This window comes from Synechococcus sp. UW140 (genome assembly GCF_900474295.1).
Lineage (GTDB): Bacteria > Cyanobacteriota > Cyanobacteriia > PCC-6307 > Cyanobiaceae > Synechococcus_C.
Genome location: NZ_UCOB01000015.1, coordinates 37,077 through 54,318 on the forward strand (window position 1 = coordinate 37,077; position 17,242 = coordinate 54,318).

Annotated in this window: 15 protein-coding genes; 9 read left to right on the forward strand and 6 right to left on the reverse strand. The window is 56.4% G+C overall.

The window, feature by feature from the left end:
• The first annotated feature begins 107 nt into the window (after window positions 1–107).
• The 6 genes from DXY10_RS06600 (at window position 108) to DXY10_RS06615 (ending at window position 5,294) form a co-directional block, all read left to right on the forward strand.
• Window positions 108–1,184 (forward strand): DUF4912 domain-containing protein, encoded by a 1,077-nt coding sequence (locus DXY10_RS06600; RefSeq protein WP_115017544.1) that lies wholly within the window; start codon window positions 108–110, stop codon window positions 1,182–1,184.
• A 4-nt stretch (window positions 1,185–1,188) separates the two neighbouring features.
• Window positions 1,189–1,377, forward strand: a complete 189-nt coding sequence (locus DXY10_RS06605) for a hypothetical protein (protein WP_115017546.1) — start codon at window positions 1,189–1,191, stop codon at window positions 1,375–1,377.
• Between the two features lie 92 nt (window positions 1,378–1,469).
• A complete protein-coding gene (locus DXY10_RS06610; protein ID WP_115017548.1) occupies window positions 1,470–2,885 on the forward strand; it encodes a phospholipase D-like domain-containing protein in 1,416 nt (471 codons plus the stop codon).
• A gap of 41 nt (window positions 2,886–2,926) precedes the next feature.
• The gene (locus tag DXY10_RS14535; protein WP_170955726.1) at window positions 2,927–3,088 is read left to right on the forward strand and encodes a hypothetical protein; all 162 of its coding nucleotides are present in this window, start codon (window positions 2,927–2,929) and stop codon (window positions 3,086–3,088) included.
• Between the two features lie 939 nt (window positions 3,089–4,027).
• Window positions 4,028–4,645, forward strand: a complete 618-nt coding sequence (locus tag DXY10_RS14255; RefSeq protein WP_136989094.1) for a hypothetical protein — start codon at window positions 4,028–4,030, stop codon at window positions 4,643–4,645.
• A gap of 4 nt (window positions 4,646–4,649) precedes the next feature.
• Entirely contained in the window at window positions 4,650–5,294 is a 645-nt protein-coding gene (locus DXY10_RS06615) for an OmpA family protein (RefSeq protein WP_170955727.1), read from the forward strand.
• A gap of 33 nt (window positions 5,295–5,327) precedes the next feature.
• Here the strand turns inward: DXY10_RS06615 and DXY10_RS06620 are convergent, their stop codons facing one another.
• Complete coding sequence (locus tag DXY10_RS06620; RefSeq protein ID WP_115017553.1) at window positions 5,328–5,756, reverse strand: hypothetical protein; 429 nt, start codon at window positions 5,754–5,756, stop codon at window positions 5,328–5,330.
• Between the two features lie 47 nt (window positions 5,757–5,803).
• A complete protein-coding gene (locus DXY10_RS06625; RefSeq protein WP_136989096.1) occupies window positions 5,804–6,280 on the reverse strand; it encodes a hypothetical protein in 477 nt (158 codons plus the stop codon).
• 857 nt (window positions 6,281–7,137) lie between these two features.
• Between DXY10_RS06625 and DXY10_RS06640 the strand changes: the two genes are divergently transcribed.
• Both DXY10_RS06640 and DXY10_RS06645 read left to right on the forward strand, forming a co-directional pair.
• Entirely contained in the window at window positions 7,138–7,533 is a 396-nt protein-coding gene (locus DXY10_RS06640) for a hypothetical protein (protein ID WP_115017563.1), read from the forward strand.
• A gap of 125 nt (window positions 7,534–7,658) precedes the next feature.
• The gene (locus tag DXY10_RS06645) at window positions 7,659–9,320 is read left to right on the forward strand and encodes an alpha-D-glucose phosphate-specific phosphoglucomutase (RefSeq protein WP_115017566.1); all 1,662 of its coding nucleotides are present in this window, start codon (window positions 7,659–7,661) and stop codon (window positions 9,318–9,320) included.
• A 61-nt stretch (window positions 9,321–9,381) separates the two neighbouring features.
• Here DXY10_RS06645 and DXY10_RS06650 read toward each other — a convergent pair whose 3' ends face one another.
• From DXY10_RS06650 to DXY10_RS06660, 3 genes are read right to left on the reverse strand one after another with little or no spacing between them, the layout of a single operon-like run.
• A complete protein-coding gene (locus tag DXY10_RS06650) occupies window positions 9,382–9,699 on the reverse strand; it encodes a hypothetical protein (RefSeq protein WP_244281982.1) in 318 nt (105 codons plus the stop codon).
• Window positions 9,699–13,109 (reverse strand): efflux RND transporter permease subunit, encoded by a 3,411-nt coding sequence (locus DXY10_RS06655; RefSeq protein WP_115017568.1) that lies wholly within the window; start codon window positions 13,107–13,109, stop codon window positions 9,699–9,701. Before DXY10_RS06655 ends, DXY10_RS06650 begins: the two co-directional genes overlap by 1 nt.
• Window positions 13,110–13,118: 9 nt before the next feature.
• Window positions 13,119–14,213 (reverse strand): efflux RND transporter periplasmic adaptor subunit, encoded by a 1,095-nt coding sequence (locus tag DXY10_RS06660; protein ID WP_115017642.1) that lies wholly within the window; start codon window positions 14,211–14,213, stop codon window positions 13,119–13,121.
• Between the two features lie 131 nt (window positions 14,214–14,344).
• Here DXY10_RS06660 and DXY10_RS06665 point away from each other — a divergent pair, with 131 nt between their 5' ends.
• Window positions 14,345–16,561, forward strand: a complete 2,217-nt coding sequence (locus tag DXY10_RS06665) for an AAA family ATPase (protein WP_115017570.1) — start codon at window positions 14,345–14,347, stop codon at window positions 16,559–16,561.
• Window positions 16,562–16,613: 52 nt separating this feature from the next.
• Here the strand turns inward: DXY10_RS06665 and DXY10_RS06670 are convergent, their stop codons facing one another.
• Window positions 16,614–17,237: an alpha/beta hydrolase gene (locus tag DXY10_RS06670; protein ID WP_170955728.1), complete on the reverse strand. Its 624-nt coding sequence runs from the start codon at window positions 17,235–17,237 to the stop codon at window positions 16,614–16,616.
• Window positions 17,238–17,242 lie beyond the last annotated feature (5 nt).

Below are 17,242 nucleotides of genomic sequence, written 5' to 3' on the forward strand. Positions count from 1 at the left end.
CGGGAAGGTCAGAGCAGTCAGAGGATGCTGACCTCAGCGCCCCCTAGTGATCGAAATGCAGCTCTTTCACGCAGACTGATCCCAAAGAAACCTAGGTGAATCCGTCCGTGACGCAAGCACTGTCCTCTCTGGCCCGCCTCACGCTGCGTCAACTGCGCCAGATGGCCAGTGATCTGGGTGTGACCCTTTACAGCCGGAAGAGCAAGCAGGACCTCGTCACGGCCATTGCCAAGCGCCAAGACCGCAAGAGCGGTGAGCCAAAGTCGATCGAATCAGGCCTCACAGCAGCAACGCGCTCCGACACCACGACACGGGTTGTGTTCCTCCCACGTGATCCCCAATGGGCCTATGTGTTCTGGGAGATCTCAGACAGCGACCGTAAAGCGGCGCAAAACGAAGGCGCTGCTCACCTCAGCCTGCGCCTCGCCGACGTCACCGGCATCCAGGATGGCAGCTCCCATCCCCATACCCTCCAAGAAGTTCCTGTCGACAGCCACAGCACTGAGTGGTATTTGCCTGTTCCTCTCTGCGACCGTGATTACCGCGTTGAGCTGGGCTATCGCGCCGGCTCGACCTGGATCTCTCTGGCCCTCTCCTCTGTGGCGCGCGTGCCGGCTCTGCACCCGAGCGAACAGATCATGGATCAGTTCGTTCCCTTCAGCCTGGATGCAACCCCAGCAACCATTGCAGCTGCCGCTCCTGTTAGCGCTCCCGAGAGCACTGACAGTGGCCTGCACGAGCGCCTCTATCAGACTGCGACCACCCACTTCCGCAGCCGTCGCGTCGGCTCTGAGGTGCTCCATGAGCAGCAGGGCCTGAGCTCCGATCAGCGCGGCTTGAGCGACTCCGGAGCAGGCCTTTGGGCGAGTGGTCGCAATGAGTCCGGCCTGGGCGGAGTCGCCCCCCGCCAGCGCTCCTTCTGGCTGATCGCCGATGCTGAACTGATCGTCTACGGCGCCACCGATCCCTCCGCTCGTCTCACCATTGGAGGAGAAGATGTGCCCCTCTCAAGCGATGGCACCTTCCGCATCCAGGTGCCATTCCGGGATGGCAAGCAGCTCTACCCCATCGAAGCCACCGCAGCTGACGGAGTCCAGAAGCGCAACATCACCCTCAACTTCGAGAGAGTCACTCCGGAAGACAACACCAATCCAGCCAGCGAAGCCCAGGTTGAATGGTTCTGAGCCAATGACCAAGGAGCATTCAAGCTTGCGTTGGTTTGTCGCCATCACCCCACTTGCCGGGGCGATGGCGTTTCCAATTGTTGTGCCACTCACCATTGCACGAGTGGGTATTGGAGCAGGCGTAGGCGCGGCTCTCGTTCTGAGCACGCTCTGGTTTATGGCCATGCTGCGCACTGCGGAGATGCCCCACTGAACCGGACCTGAGCTCAAAGCAGTCGGGATCTCAGTGCTGATAGCAGTCAGAACAAAACGGGGGAATGCTAGAGCAAGCTCTCGTGAGGATGGGTGAACAGACGTCAGCCGCCTGGACTCCGCATCCTGCTGGTGCTGCTGCCAGTGCTTTGTGGATCCTGCAGCCAGGCCGGAGAGCTACTGGGGGAACCGACAACGGAGTTAGCTCAACTCCAACACATTCAGGTCTCCTTCAACCATAGAGACCACGCCCGCTACCGCAGCCCGATTGACGGCCGTTGGCGCACCGGTGACAACCTCGAGCAGCAACTGATCGAGGCCATCGATCATGCCCAAGTGGAGTGCCTGGTCGCCATTCAAGAGCTATCCCTACCCGCGATCGCCAATGCCCTCGTCAGGGCCCATCAACGTGGGGTGCGCGTCCAAGTGGTGCTGGAGAACAACTACAGCAACGCCTGGAGCCAGCAGCACGAGGCGGGCCTGACGCACCACGAGCGCAAGCGGCTTCAACGCCTCAAGAGACTGGCCGATCGCAATGGTGATGGCGTTCTCAGTACGGAGGAGCGCCTGCAGGGGGATGCGATTGCCATTCTTGCGCGAGGCGGTGTGCCCCAGATTGACGACACAGAAGACGGCAGCAAGGGCAGCGGCCTGATGCACCACAAATTCGTGGTGGTCGATCGCAACCAGGTCCTCACCGGCAGCGCCAATTTCACAAGCTCCGGCCTACATGGAGACGCCGATGCCCCCCGCACCAGAGGCAATGTGAACCATCTGATCACGGTGAAGAGCCCTGAACTCGCCTCCCTATTCAGCCAGGAGTTCGAGCGCATGTGGGGGGACGGCCCCGGCGGACAACAGAACAGCCGCTTTGGGCGGGCGAAAAACGCCCCCACGATTGAGCAGGTCGACGTTGGCGAAGCCAGGATCAAGGTGCTCTTCGCTCCCCACGCCAAACGAAACAGCGAGCACGGCCTTGCGCTGATTGGCCAGGAACTGAACAAGGCCCAACGAAGCATCGACATGGCACTCTTCGTGTTTTCAGCCCAGGATCTGACCGACGCCCTACGACAGCGCGTGAATGAAGGCGTGAAGGTACGCCTTTTGGCTGATCCCGGCTTCGCCAGCCGGCCCTTTTCGGAAGTGCTGGATCTACTCGGTATGGCCATGCCGGATCGCTTCTGCAAACTGGAAGCCGGCAACAACCCTTTTCAAGATCCCCTCCAAACTGTCGGCACTCCACGCTTGGCACGCGGCGACAAGCTGCATCACAAGTTTGCCGTAATCGACAAAAAAACCGTGATCACGGGATCCTTCAACTGGAGCCCCTCCGCCGCTCACACCAACGACGAAACCCTGCTGGTGATTGAATCACCCAAGCTTGCCGCTCACTTCACGCGCGAGATGAACCGAATGTGGCGTGGTGCGGAGCTGGGGATCACCGCTCACATGCGCCGCAAGCTGGAACGGCAGCGCGCCAAGTGCGGGAGTGGGGTGGAGAGGAGCTAACAAGCAAGGGTTAAAATAAAAAACCATTATCTAACAAGCACATGAAAATCTTATTCTCATTGATTGCATCGGCAGCAGCAATAAGCTTCCACATACCAGCCGAAGCGAGCAAAGGCATTCCAGCGGACATTGAAACGCTTGACCGCCTCTGGCAGCAATACAATATTTCGTGCAAAAGGGAGTTCAAAAAGCCTGCCAACTGAGAGACAACTATCGTGAGATCATTAAACAGAATTTCCCTAATGCAGTCCCTGCCTCCTGTCCAGCAGGAATGAAAAGAGTTTGGCTTAAAACTGGGAGAGATGGAATGGGAGCAGGCTGCAAGATGCTTTAGTTGAAACCAAACAGAAGGAACTGGCTACTCAAGAAGGAATGAGAATACGAAACAAAATCTCAATAGCACTCTCACTCGTGACACTTATTCCGACAGGGGGGAAGACAGAAGGTCAAATGTGCAAAGTAAGTGACCCTAACGATACCCATGTCAATCTTCGGCACCCCGGGAACGGAGAATTCATAAGGTCGCTGCCAAATGGAAGCTGGATCTGGGTTGAATCCAATGGAACGGAACATGACCAGAAAAACAGCGCTTGGACAGCTACTATCAACCAAAGGTCAAAGTCTCCAACGGGGAGGGAGTTTGTCCTTAGCAAATTCGTCTATGGATGCAGACCAGGCTCACCGTTCTCAGATTGGTTTACAGAATCCAAACAAGAATAAAGAGTCACTTAAACGACGAAACCCTGTTAGTGGTTGAATCACCCAAGCTTGCCGCACACTTCACGCGCAAGATGAACCGAATGCGGGGTGACGATGCATCTAAAGGGAGCGGGTCAGCCGTGGGAGTGAAACCAAGGAGGGAGAACGGTTGCTGAAGGCTTCTCATCAGCCCATTCCGCAGCCCTAGAAGCATGCCTGAGCAGCCTGATCACAGGCCTGGGATCACACAATGAAGGCGACACTCTTTGCATGAGGCGCAACAACACATCTTTGAAGCCAACAACAAATTGAGAAAGCTCTAAAAGAAGAAGAAGCCCAAGAAGCCATCAGTAAATATTGAAATGTGAAACAGCCTTGAAGAGCCCCCTGCAACCTGCTAACAAGAATCAGGAATCAACCGTCAACATCGTCAAAACAGAATAATGATGAGCAACTGGAAAACTTACCTCCTTGCCTTTGGGCTCTTATCAACAGCTGCAATCGGACTTGCAAGCTGCGATAACAACACAGGCACAACGCAACCACCCGCTGATCCAGTCGTCGAGGGGAGAGAGGTGCAGGCAAACACAACGCCTCAGACGAACACTGGAGAAGAAGTCATTGAAACAAAATCCCAGAACCAAAAAGAGAACTCTTTAGCTATTGAACCCCATCAAATCGAAGGAGTTGTTGTTTCTCTTCTCAACGTGAAGAGATCAAGTGGGAACACTTTGAATATTTACTGGAAGATGACCAACACATCCTCAGAAGACAAGACACTGGTGAAGTGCTCGGCGGCATGGTATTGCGCCTACAAGTTGGCTGCAGGCGCATACGGCAACGGCACTTATATTATCGACAGCATCAATCAGAAGAAGCACTTAGTCGTTAGAGCCAACAAAAAGCCTGTAGTCAGTACATTCAAAACGCCAATTATTCTATCTCCCAACTCAAGCATCAATCTCTGGGCAAAATTCCCAGCACCGCCTGCAGATGTCAAAACCGTATCGATCTATTTGGCTGGCGTTGCACCAATCGAAGACATTCGCATTACGGAATAGGGACATGCCAAAGCACTACCTTCACACCCGACAAATGCCTCGAAACTTGCTCTTCGTTATTCTGCTGTTCCATCTACATCTCTTTGGATCAGCCAGTGCTGCGTGGGGCAATCCAACTTCAGGAACAGCCAGTGAAGCTGAAACAACAAGAGCTCAAGATACGAAGCCCGATATTTCCAATAAAGAGAGAAAAGCAGCCGTACAAAACCTTGAGTTTGTGATTCAGGATATAGATTATCCTGTCATCAACCTGAACACGATCACTGAATCAGAGGATGAGATCGTAATCGAATTGGCGGCTGACATTCTCTTCGATTTTGATCAAGCAAAGCTGAAATCTTCCGCTTTGACATCCCTAAAAAGCGTCGCACAACGGATCAGCAATTCTGCGCGCGGAGAGATTCGGATTGAAGGACACACTGACTCAAAAGGATCAGACTCTTACAATCAAGATCTTTCAGAAAAACGCGCAAGGTCCGTTCGTGATTGGTTGATCAATAGCGGGGGGCTCACAACATTTCAATTCGTCATCAAAGGTTTTGGGGAAACGAAACCAGCAGTGCCCAACGAAACAGAAAGCGGCGAAGATGATCCTTCAGGTCGCCAACGCAATCGCAGGGTTGAGATAATCATCAACACCAAAGGGTGAAGTGATGGCAATACTTTCACTCAAGCCAAGGCTCTAGTCACTCACAACCCTGCATCCATCAAGGGTGACCCCTAAAGTTGTGCCACCAACGACACCAGCCACAACAACCCTTTGCCCCTTCCTAAGAGAGGAAGCACCCTCCACCTCTCCTGGCGTCAGGAAACATTGAACAGAAGCAAAATCGTACTGACCAGTGATCGAGACATAAGGATTATCAAGGATATCTTTATCCACAGACCCCACCGGACCGCTCACATAGATCAACTGTCCATCATATTTACTTTCAGCGGCAATTGAATTCTCATCAAATTCATCAGCCAAATCCTTGTAATTCACCCTATAGGCTGGGCTCGAATAATCAAGCCCAGAATAATCAACCTCATCCTCAACAGAACCAGCAGCCAACAAAGAAAAAATGCCCAAGCCAGCAAAAAAGGCTGCAGACTGACGCAGTTTGTGCATGAGAAGAATTTACAGGTTGGGCAATTTACAGCATCGATAAAAACGAGTCAAGCATTCTTCGTGGTAGCACAAACGATGACAGAAGCAACCACAGCAAGAAGCACATCCGCAAGATCGGCAACACCACTCAAATAACCAGCCCACTGCAAGAGATCAGGAATCTGAGCCAACAACAAAAACCAAACCAAACGAAACCTCCAAGCAAAAGAAGCTCGGCCAACAAAAGATCGCAATCCCTGCTCAAGGAAGTAACATAAGGCCAAATGCCATAAAGCATTTGGCAGAGAGTAAACGATTAGCGCATAGACCTGACCTTCACCAATCAGACTCAAACAAGCCGAATTCAATGTGGCTTTAACACCAAGCCAGCGCACACCAAACAAGAAGAGCGCAAGCCTTTCATACAGAAGCACAGGAGTGCGACAAGAGGCGTAAAAAGCACCACCTAATGTGATTGGAAGTATATATTTCAAGAAAACTCGCCGTAAAGTTCTAGCCATACTCAAACCAACGACTAACGCCATCAGGCCTTGCCTTAGCGTAATCACCAAACCTCAATCGTTCAAAGAGAGAACAGCCGACTCGGTGCCAAAGCTCAGGGAGCAATGCTGAAGAGAGCAGCTGAGCTGGGCAAGGGGAATGGGGTGAGGAACCCAGCCATCGCGTTTAAAATCGCATGTTGCAGCGCGCAGCATGAAGCTGCAGCTCACCCTGATAAACCTCAGATTCTGGTCTATAGAGAAACGGTGCCCTAGTCCCAGAGGCTAATTCTCCTGCCGAACAATCTAGGCGTTTCTGATCAATCTCAATCTCAAATTGATCGATACGGATACCATCCTGGGGAGGTGATGTTGGCTTCTCCGCTTCGATCGGAGACATCGGTGCAAGAGGTCCGGCAAACAGTCCTAGAGCTGTGAAACCCCACAGTAAAAAGCCTCTCGAGCCTGGCCCATCTTGAGAGGGAAGCCAGCAGAGGTGGAGGAAATGGCGCCAGGTGGAGTTGAGCATGCCGAACCAATCTCTCCTGCCAAATCAAACCATCTCATCACTAAACAAAGCAACGAACAACACGCTTGCCACGCACAACCCAGACACCCTCTCCGATCGAATCAGCCTGAACAGCCACTGTTGCGTCCAGCCCACCCACCAAGCCCCCCGATCTTCGGTCTGCAAGCAAGCAAAGTGCTGTCGGAATGTGATCCAGCTGAACACACAAGCTCGATACGTTCAGCTGGCGAGAGGCAAAGACGCCCACAACACTGGATGCGCCAACCGATGGGAGGAGGCATGCAAGGAGCGGTTGCATCCTCGTCTCAGCTGGCCATGCTGATCGGCTGAACGCCGATTCAGCCCCCAAAATGGCTATAGGAAAAGGATCCAGATGAGACGCCCACTGCAGCTTCTGTTCGGCTTGAGTCTGGCCTGGCCATGCGGGCTGCAAGCCAAGCCCGTCTCAATGCCGCTACCCACCCGCGAAGAGCTGCGGGAGATCCAGCTGCTGGCATACAGCTGTTCGAGGGAGAACCAGAACGAGGCCTGCGAACGCACCCGAACACTCACGGATCCGCTGATGGACCACCCGCGGCTGCCAGCGTCTTGCAAGGACACACTTTGGGAGTTACTCCAAGTCGCGGAAGTGGTGTCCAGCAACAGCTTTCAAAGGCGCGACAGCATTGACAGGCCCGCTCGCAGGCTGACCGTGGTCTGCGCCAATCCGGTCAAACCCGTCAAACCAGCAGCCCCTCCGATCGGAGGCTTCAATCCCAACCAAACCTGACGCGCTGCTCAGGGAATCACGCCCAGCAATCGCGAACGCTGAGCATGAGCTCAGAGAAGTGGTCATGACCACATGGCATAGGCGGTTCCCCGTGTTTATCTGCTTGATACAAATTCGTTGTCGAGATGACCACCACGGCACCCGCGGAACCGAGCCAACACCAGATCATCCGCCTTGAGGCCCCTTTTACTGACCAGAAGCCAGGCACATCCGGTCTAAGAAAAAGCAGCAAGCAGTTCGAGCAAGCCCACTACCTGGAGAGCTTTGTCGAAGCGAGCTTTCGAACCCTCTCGGGCGTAGAAGGCGGCACCTTGGTGCTTGGTGGCGATGGCCGCTATGGCAACCGCCGCGCCATCGATGTGATCCTGCGCATGGCCGCAGCCCATGGCATCAGCAAGGTGATCACTACCACCGGCGGCATCCTCTCCACCCCAGCTGCGTCCCATCTGATCCGCAGCCGCCAGGCGATCGGCGGCATCATCTTGTCTGCAAGTCACAACCCTGGAGGGCCCGACGGAGACTTCGGCGTGAAGGTGAATGGTGCCAACGGCGGCCCCACCCCGGCCTCCTTCACCGACGCCGTGTACGAGTGCACCAAAACCCTGGAGCAATATTCGATCGTTGATGCCACCAGCATCGATCTCGATGCCCCGGGCCAACATGCCATCGGAGCGATGACCGTCGAGGTGATTGACGGCGTCGATGATTTTGTGGAGCTGATGCAGCAGCTCTTCGATTTCGAGAGCATCAGCGATCTGATCCGCAGTGATTTCCCAATGGCCTTCGATGCCATGCACGCGGTCACCGGGCCTTATGCGAAACGTCTCTTCGAAGGCATCCTTGGCGCCCCGGCCGGCAGCGTGCGCAATGGCGTTCCTCTTGAGGATTTCGGCAAGGGTCATCCTGATCCCAACCTCACCTATGCCCACGACCTGGCGGAACTGCTGCTAAATGGGGATGATTACCGCTTCGGAGCCGCCTGCGACGGTGATGGCGACCGCAACATGATCCTGGGCCAGCGCTGCTTCGTGAATCCCAGCGACAGCTTGGCCGTGATTACCGCGAACGCCACCCTGGCGCCCGCCTATGCCTCCGGACTGTCTGGAGTCGCTCGCTCCATGCCCACCAGTGCCGCTGTGGATGTGGTGGCGAAGGAGCTGGGAATCGACTGTTTCGAAACACCCACCGGCTGGAAATTCTTCGGCAACCTGCTGGATGCGGACCGCATCACCCTCTGCGGCGAGGAAAGCTTCGGCACTGGCAGCAACCATGTGCGCGAAAAGGACGGTCTTTGGGCCGTGCTGTTCTGGCTGCAGATCCTGGCCAAACGCCGCTGCAGCGTGGCCGAGATCATGGCGGAGCACTGGAAACGCTTCGGCCGCCACTATTACTCCCGCCACGACTATGAAGCCGTAGCCAGTGAGGCTGCCCATGGGCTCTATGACCGTCTCGAAGCGATGCTCCCAAGCCTGATCGGTCAGTCGTTTGCGGGCCGGCTGGTCGCGAACGCCGACAACTTCAGCTACGTCGACCCAATCGACAACTCCGTGACCGAGGGGCAAGGTCTACGCATCCTGCTCGACGATGGCAGTCGCGTTGTCGTGCGCCTATCAGGCACCGGTACCAAGGGAGCGACGATCCGCATCTACCTTGAGAGCTACGTCCCCAGCAGTGGTGATCTGAACCAGGATCCCCAAGTTGCCCTGGCCGACATGATCTCTGCCATCAACCAGCTAGCAGAGATTCAGGATCGCACTGGAATGGATCGCCCCACTGTGATTACTTGATCGAGGCTCCATCCACTCGATCCAAAGAGCAGCAGCCCCCAATGGGGGCTTTTTGCTGACTTCAAGATTTGGGCGATCGCCGGCTCAGACGAGAATTGGGATGGCGGTAAATGGGATCGGTGGCCTGCTCCTGCAGCTGACGGGTTGATTCGATTGCAAATCCAGCCAGGCTGCAGGAGGTGATCACCATCAGAAAGAAGAGCCGCATGCGACGGATGTCGAGGTCGGCTGGGGTGTTTTCAATCAACACCTTGAGGAAGTAGGAGAGAGCCACACCAACAACTGCGCCGATGGCGATCGCCACCAGAACTCTCGATCCACTGAAACGCTTGTGAGCGGCGTACTCAGGCCGTGGCGGCATCTCGGAGGGAGGCAGCATCAGCTCACCTGGGGATCAACGGGAGGGCGGCCTTGATCCTGGCCCAGCAGTGACTTCATCACCACGTAGAACACAGGCACGACCAGGGTGGAAAGAAAAGTGGCGACCAACAGCCCACCGAAGACCACAAGTCCAAGCGAGGACTGACTCTGGGCACCCGCACCACTGGCAAGCATCAGCGGCAGGAAGCCTGTGAGGGAGGAGATTGCCGTCATCAGAATCGGCCTCAATCGCGACTGGGCCGCAAACCGAGCGGCATCGAGTGCTGACGCGCCCTCTCCCATCTTCTGATTGGCGAGATCGACGATCAGGATCGCGTTGCCTCCCGCAAGACCAATCAGCATCACCAGACCCACCTGGGCATAAATATTGAGCACCTGTCCAGCCGCACCGAGAAACACCAGAGCGCCAAGCAGGGCTGTGGGAACGGTGAGCAAAATGATGATCGGGTCGGAGTAGCTCTCGTATTGGGCCGAAAGCACTAGAAACACAGCCAAGATTCCGAGAGCAAAGATCACCACCGCAAGAGACCCCGCTTTCACCTCCTCGCGGGAGATTCCAGTCCAGTCAAAGCCCAAGCCCTGGAAGTTCCCATCTCTGAAGATGGTTTTCATCGCACCAATCGCCTGACCTGAACTCTTGCCCTCTGCCGGAGTGCCCTCGATCTTGATCGAACGGTAAAGATTGAAATGGGGAATCACACTCGGGCCAGTGGTGGACTTGACCGTGAAGAATTCCGAAAGAGGGATCTGGTCACCCTTGAGATTGTTGACATAGATCGACGACAACTGCTCAGGAGTGGCTCTGCTGACGTCGTCCGCCTGGACATAGACCCGTCTCACCTTGCCTTCCTGAAACGTGTCATTGACATAGGCACCGCCGAAATTGACGCTGAAGGCCTGCATCGCCGAACCAAAGTCGACACCGAGGCTGGCCATCTGTTGACGGTCCACCTTGATTTCGATCTGTGGAGCTTCAGGGGAAAACAGCGAATAGACGCGATTCAGCACTGAATTGGCATTGCCCGCCTGAATGATCTGCTCGGCAGAGCCGAAGAACTGATTCAAGGAATAGGAGCCGCTGCTCTGATCGAGAAGTTGGAACTCAAAACCGCCACCGGATCCGTAGCCAGGAATCGAAGGGGGCTCGACAACGAATACCCGTGCACCATCCACTGCCATGAAGAGCTTCTTGTTCAGACGTTGAACAAGTGCCGCCACGCTGTGGTCACTGCCTTTGCGCTCATCCCAGTGCTTGGTGCCGAAAAAGAACAGACCTTTATTCGGAGCATTGCCATCGAAGCTGGCACCACTGAAGAGAGCTGCAGCCTTGATGTCCTCCTCACTGCGCAGCACCGCTGCCACCTTGCGGTTGATGTCCAACGTGGTCTCATTGGAGGCCCCTTCTGGGGCCTGCACAAAGCCAATCGCATAGCCCTGGTCTTCTATCGGCACAAAACCGCCAGGGATACGGGTGAATGCGAAGCCAGTGAGAAGGATGCCGGCCGCCAAGGCCGCCATCACCAGCGGCCTTGCCTTAAGCACCTGATCAAGCAAGGTCGAATAACGCTCTTCAAAGGCCGCATAGCAGCGATTGAAGTTGGTGAAAATCACGGGAATGAACCAGCCCACCCCAACGCCGATGGCGCTGAAAAGAAGCACCGGGATCAGATTGGTCACACCAAGCACCACCAAGCCCACCACCGCACCTCCCACCGCACCTGGCATCCGAAGAGGACGACCGGTGAGTTGCATGGCAACAAAACCAAGCAGTGCTCCCACCACCACAGGCAGCAGGACCAAGGGCGCACCATTGCCAGCGTTCAGCAGGCCATAGACGAAACCAAGACAAATGCCAGCCGTGGCGTACTGCTCTTTGCTCAGCTCCTTGGTGTCACGGGAGAGCAGCAATGCCGCCAACATCGGAGAAAAGGTGAGGGCATTGAACGTGGAAATACCGATCGAAAACAGGATGGTTGCAGCGAACTGTTTGTAGATCGTTCCAGTCGCTCCAGGGAAAAACAGGACCGGCAAAAACACGGCCATCTTCACCAAAGAGGTGGCGATGACTGCACTGAACAGTTCATCCATCGTGGCCATCGCCGCTTGGACGGCGGTGAGGCCCTCCGCCTTCTTCGCCGATGTGTCTTCCACCACGGTGATTGCATCATCCACCACAAGACCGGTGGCCAACACAAGACCGAACAGGGTGAGCTGATTAAGAGAAAAGCCAAAGGCCAGCACCAGACCGAAGGTACCGATCAGGGCAACAGGAATGGCGATAGCGGGCACCAAAGTGGCCTTCCAGTTCTGAAGAAACAGGAACAGGATCAGCACCACCAGAATCACAGCATCCCGCAGGGAATTGGTGACTCCCTTGATCGACTGATTGATGAAGTCGGTGGTGTCGTAAATCACCTCAGATTCCAAACCCACCGGCAGGGTTTGCTCAAACTCAGCAATGACATCCTTCACCGCGTTCGATACCTGAATGGCGTTACTGCCTGAGAGCTGATAAACAGCAACCCCAACAGACGGTGAGCCCTTGAGATCCATGGCATCAATGCCGTAAGTCTCTCCACCGAGGCTGACGCGACCCACATCGCGCAGCCTGATCAGACCTCCTGCATCGGTGCTCTTGAGCACCAGATTTTCGAACTCCTGTTCAGTGGTCAGTCGACCTTGCAGTTGAACGGTGAAGGTGAATTCTTGCCCCTTGGGAGCTGGTGCGCCGCCCACCTTTCCGGCAGGGACCAGCCGGTTCTGGCTCTTGAGCTGATTGACAACATCCGTGGATGTGAGCCCGTAAGACGTGAGCTTGTCAGGATCCAACCAGAGACGAAACGCCACTTTGCGGTTGCCGAAATAGGTGACATCGCCAACACCAGGAACCCGCTTAATGTTGTCTGTGAGGCTCTTATCGAGATAACCGCTAATGGTCTCAACGCTGTATTCCGTTTGGGCTGGATCGGAATTGACGAAGTTGTAAACCAGAAGAATCGAGTTAGAGGCCTTGTTCACCGTGACGCCGGCCTTGCGCACCTCCTCGGGGAGCTGAGGTTCAGCCAGGGAGACACGGTTCTGAACGTTGACCTGATTGATATTGCCGTCGGTGCCGCTGTTGAAAGACACCGAAATCGCACTCACCCCTTCTGAGGAACTGGTGGAGGTAATGAAATCCATCTCCTCCACACCATTGATCTGCTGCTCGAGCACCGAGGTGACGCCCTGCTCCACCGACACAGCATCAGCACCCACATAGGTGGCCTGTACCTTCACTGTTGGCGGTGCAATATCCGGCAGGTTCTCAATCGGGAGGATCGGGATCGCGATCAAACCCACAATCACAATCAGCAGACTGCAAACCGTGCTGAGAACCGGCCGTGTGATGAAGGTATTGGAAGCAGACATGGCTCAGCGTCAGTTCCGAGCCGCGAAGCCAGCCGACGCGCTCACTGCTTTGACCTGCACCGGCATGCCGTGCTTGAGGTTGAGCAGATTAGTGGTGATCACCTTCTGATTGAGCCTTAATCCCTTCGTGATCGGGTAACGGTTGTTCTGCAATTCGCCGACAGTGACGGGTGTTTGCAGCGCAAAGAGGGTATTGGCAGGCAATTTGTTGTATTTGATGCCCTGACGGATGCGATTGAGATCGACCTTGCCTGGGTTGGCTTCAAGCTCCTCGAAACGACCGATGCGAAACACAAAGCTTTGGCCTGAGGTTTGGGTCACCGCCGCGAACGGCACGGACGGCAGATTGAGAGACTGCAACTGCACACGCGTGCGCAGGCGCTGGCCACTGCGTAACCGCCCATTCACATTCGCAAAAAGAGCTTTCACCAACAGGCCCTGGGTTTGAGGGTTGACCTGTGGATCAATCGAATCAACCTGACCGGTGGCCAGCAGCTTGGAGCTGCCGGGCGCAGTGAGAATCACGGGTTGACCAAGAGCAAGCCGGTCTCCGAAGACAGCTGGCACTTCAACGCGTGCTTCCAGAGCGTTGTTCTGCACCACGCTGGTGAAAGGTTGGTTCTGTTGCACCAGATCACCCACCTTCACCTGCACATCAGCCACCGTGCCGGCCGTCGGCGAACGCAGATTCCGGTAGCTGAGCGTGGCCTCCAACGACTTGACCTGCTCTGCCGCAGCGATGTAGCGCGTGCGGTAGGAGTCACGCTGACGCAGGCTGGATGCTCCCACCCTGGCCAGAAACTCTTCTCGCTCCCACTCGGTCTTTGCCGTTTCCGCTTTAGCCCTCTGCTCCGCTAGAGCAGCCCTCTGCTGAGCCTGATCAAGCACCACGAGCAATTGTCCGGGCTCGACCTGATCACCTTGGCTGATCTTCAGCTCCATCACCCGACCGGAAGCCTGAGCCGCCAGCTGGACCAACTCGAAGGCCTCCAAGGTGCTGACAGTATCGACATCATCGGTGAACTGCGCCTCCTGAACAGTCGCCTGCTGCACCGCAACCGGTGGGCGTCTTGGTGCCGACGAAGCACAGGCCGTCAGGGACATTGCCAGGGCCACGACACCAGCCACTCGGGCGCAACTGTTCACAAGCACTCACCTCACGGAGCAGATTATGGGTGGATTTGCGAAGGCCGTGGCTGCGCAAAGGGTCAAAATTGGCGAATGGAAATTGAGCCATGACGGCTGACCTGTTCTCCCATCACGGCGATCAGCTACGCCAACGCCAGGCTCCCCTGGCAGATCGAATGCGGCCCCGCACGCTGGAGGAATTCGTGGGTCAGGGAGCGATCCTGGCGGAGGGACGGCTGCTGCGCCGCGCCATTGCCGCTGATCGTGTCGGGAACCTGCTATTGCATGGCCCGCCCGGGGTAGGGAAGACCACCTTGGCCCGGATCATCGCCAACCACACCCGAGCCCATTTCAGCAGCCTCAATGCGGTGCTCGCTGGGGTCAAGGAGCTGCGCAGCGAAGTGGATGCTGCGCGACTGCGCCTCGAGCGCCATGGCCTTCGCACCATCCTGTTCATCGATGAAGTCCACCGCTTCAACAGCGCGCAGCAAGATGCCCTACTCCCCTGGGTCGAAAACGGCACACTCACCCTGATCGGGGCGACCACAGAAAACCCTTATTTCGAAGTGAACAAGGCATTAGTGAGCCGCTCACGCCTGTTCAGACTCCAAACGCTCGAGGTCGACGACCTCCGTGATCTACTGCAACGCGCCATCGACGATCGGGAGCGCGGCTATGGCGAGCGCCAGGTCACGATCAGCCCCGAGGCGATCGACCATCTCGTCGATGTCGCCAATGGTGATGCCCGCAGCCTGCTCAACGCCCTTGAGCTGGCAGTCGAAAGCACCCCCCAAGATTCCAACGATGCGATTCAGATCGATCTCACCATTGCCGAAGAGTCGATCCAACAGCGGGCTGTTCTGTACGACAAACAGGGCGATGCCCACTTCGACACCATTAGCGCCTTCATCAAATCACTGAGGGGCTCCGACCCTGATGCCGCTCTGTTCTGGCTTGCCCGCATGGTGGAAGCCGGAGAAAATCCGCGATTCATTTTCCGGCGCATGCTGATTTCCGCCGGCGAAGACATCGGCCTGGCCGACCCCCAAGCCGTGGTGGTGGTGGAAGCGTGTGCCGCTGCCTTCGAACGCATCGGCTTGCCCGAGGGTCTCTATCCGCTGGCGCAGGCTGCTCTGTACTTAGCCAACACGGAGAAGAGCAACAGCACCATCGGCATCTTCGAAGCGATCAAGCACGTACGCGCCAGTTCCCGCCAGGACGTTCCCAGCCATCTCCGCGATGCCCATCGCGATGGTGATGCCTTCGGCGATGGCAAAGGATACCGCTACCCCCATGCTTTTCGGGAGCACTGGGTCGCCCAGCAATACCTGCCAACAGCCCTGCAGGGAGAGGTGTTCTGGACGCCAAGCAACCAAGGCTGGGAAGGCGAGCGACGGCAACGCATGCTGGAACGCCGCGCGGCCCAGCTGGCATCGGCAGCCGAAGCAGTGGATGAGCATCCTCTGCTGGTGAGCAGCGGCCCAGAAGTCCCTGACATGGAACGCTGGCTTCAGCGTCAGCTCAGTCAGGACGGCGCACGTTTGCAACGCCTCAGGGAGAAGCTCTGGCAAGGAGTGCAATGGAAACGGACAGACCGGGTTCTGATGCTGGGGGGCTCGTCATTGTTGTGGAGCCTGGATCCTCTTGGCGCTGTTGCGGATGGGGGCCTCACCATCCACTGCCAATCTGCTCTGGAGCAGGACCGTCTCGAAGCCCAGTTGCAACTGTTGGATCCTCTGCACCGCCCCGCAGTGATCGTGGGAAAGCAGGCCCTGGCGAAGCTACCCATCGAGCATCAATTCGAAGTTGTGGGCGGACGCCTCAACCGCCATGAACTAAGGCATGGCAGCAGCGCTGACCTGCTTCAACACTGCAACGACCGCTGCAGAGGCGACGCGCAGCTGCGCCTGCTGCTCACCGATGCCGGACTGGGCCCCGCAGCAGCTCTGCTTGAGCTCTGCGAACAGGCGCAACAGCTCAATGACAAGGAGCGAAAGGCCCTCACTCCATTACTGAAACGAGAGGAGGCCTGGCTGAATAGCCAAGCAGAACAAGAGGAGTTTCTAGACCAACTGCGCGCCCAAGGTTGGCAACTGGACAGCGAATGCTGGGACGAATCCGTCTATCTACCTGTGGACGCCTCCTTTCAGGAGCGGTGGCTGGGAGAAGAGCGACCCTACCGGCAGGTGCTTGCCTCTGGGACGCAGCAGCGAACCGAAATAGCGCTGCTCAACCGCCTGCTGAAGCATGTGCAGGGAAAGCAACTGCCGCAACGACTCCTGCATCGACGCATCATTGGCCGCAAGCCATCAACGTCACCATGAAAAAAGCCCCGGCATGCCGGGGCTGAAGGAACACCCAGTTGGGCGTGAGTGATCACCAGAGGCCGCGAACGGGCGCCTGACGAACAGGAGCAGCAGGCAGGATCTGGTTGGCCTGCACGCAAGCGGGCAGGAACACGTACCACGACAGCAGGGAGGTGTCGCGAGGAGCGTCGAGACCAGGCTTGCAAACGTTCTGAGCACCATCGGAAGCACCGTTGTCCGCCAGGGCGAAGTCAACAGGCAGGTTGCCCATGATGCCGGCTGAAGACAGCTGGCCATCGACGGAGTCGGCGATGATGGCGGAACGAAGAGCGACCACAGCAGTCTTCTTCTTCATCCAGTAGGGGAAGTAGCTGCGGGTCTGATCATCGAGGAACTTTTCCCCATCATCTGAATACAGGAAACGGGACACCCCGATCAGATCAACGTTGTAGTTCTTGGTCATGCCTTCGCGGATTTCATCAGCGGTCCAACCGGAACCGTTGATGCCTGCTTCCAGGGCACGATCGGTGATTTCACCGTTATTGAAGAACGTTTTGAAAGCACTGGATTTGGTGGTCCAGACAGCCCCACCGGTTTCCCAGCGCACAGGGCGTTTTGTACCGGCTTCAGCGGCGACAGCCAGGGTTGAAAGAGAGGCGCCAGCTAGAAGACCGGCTGCAAGACGAGTGAACACGGACG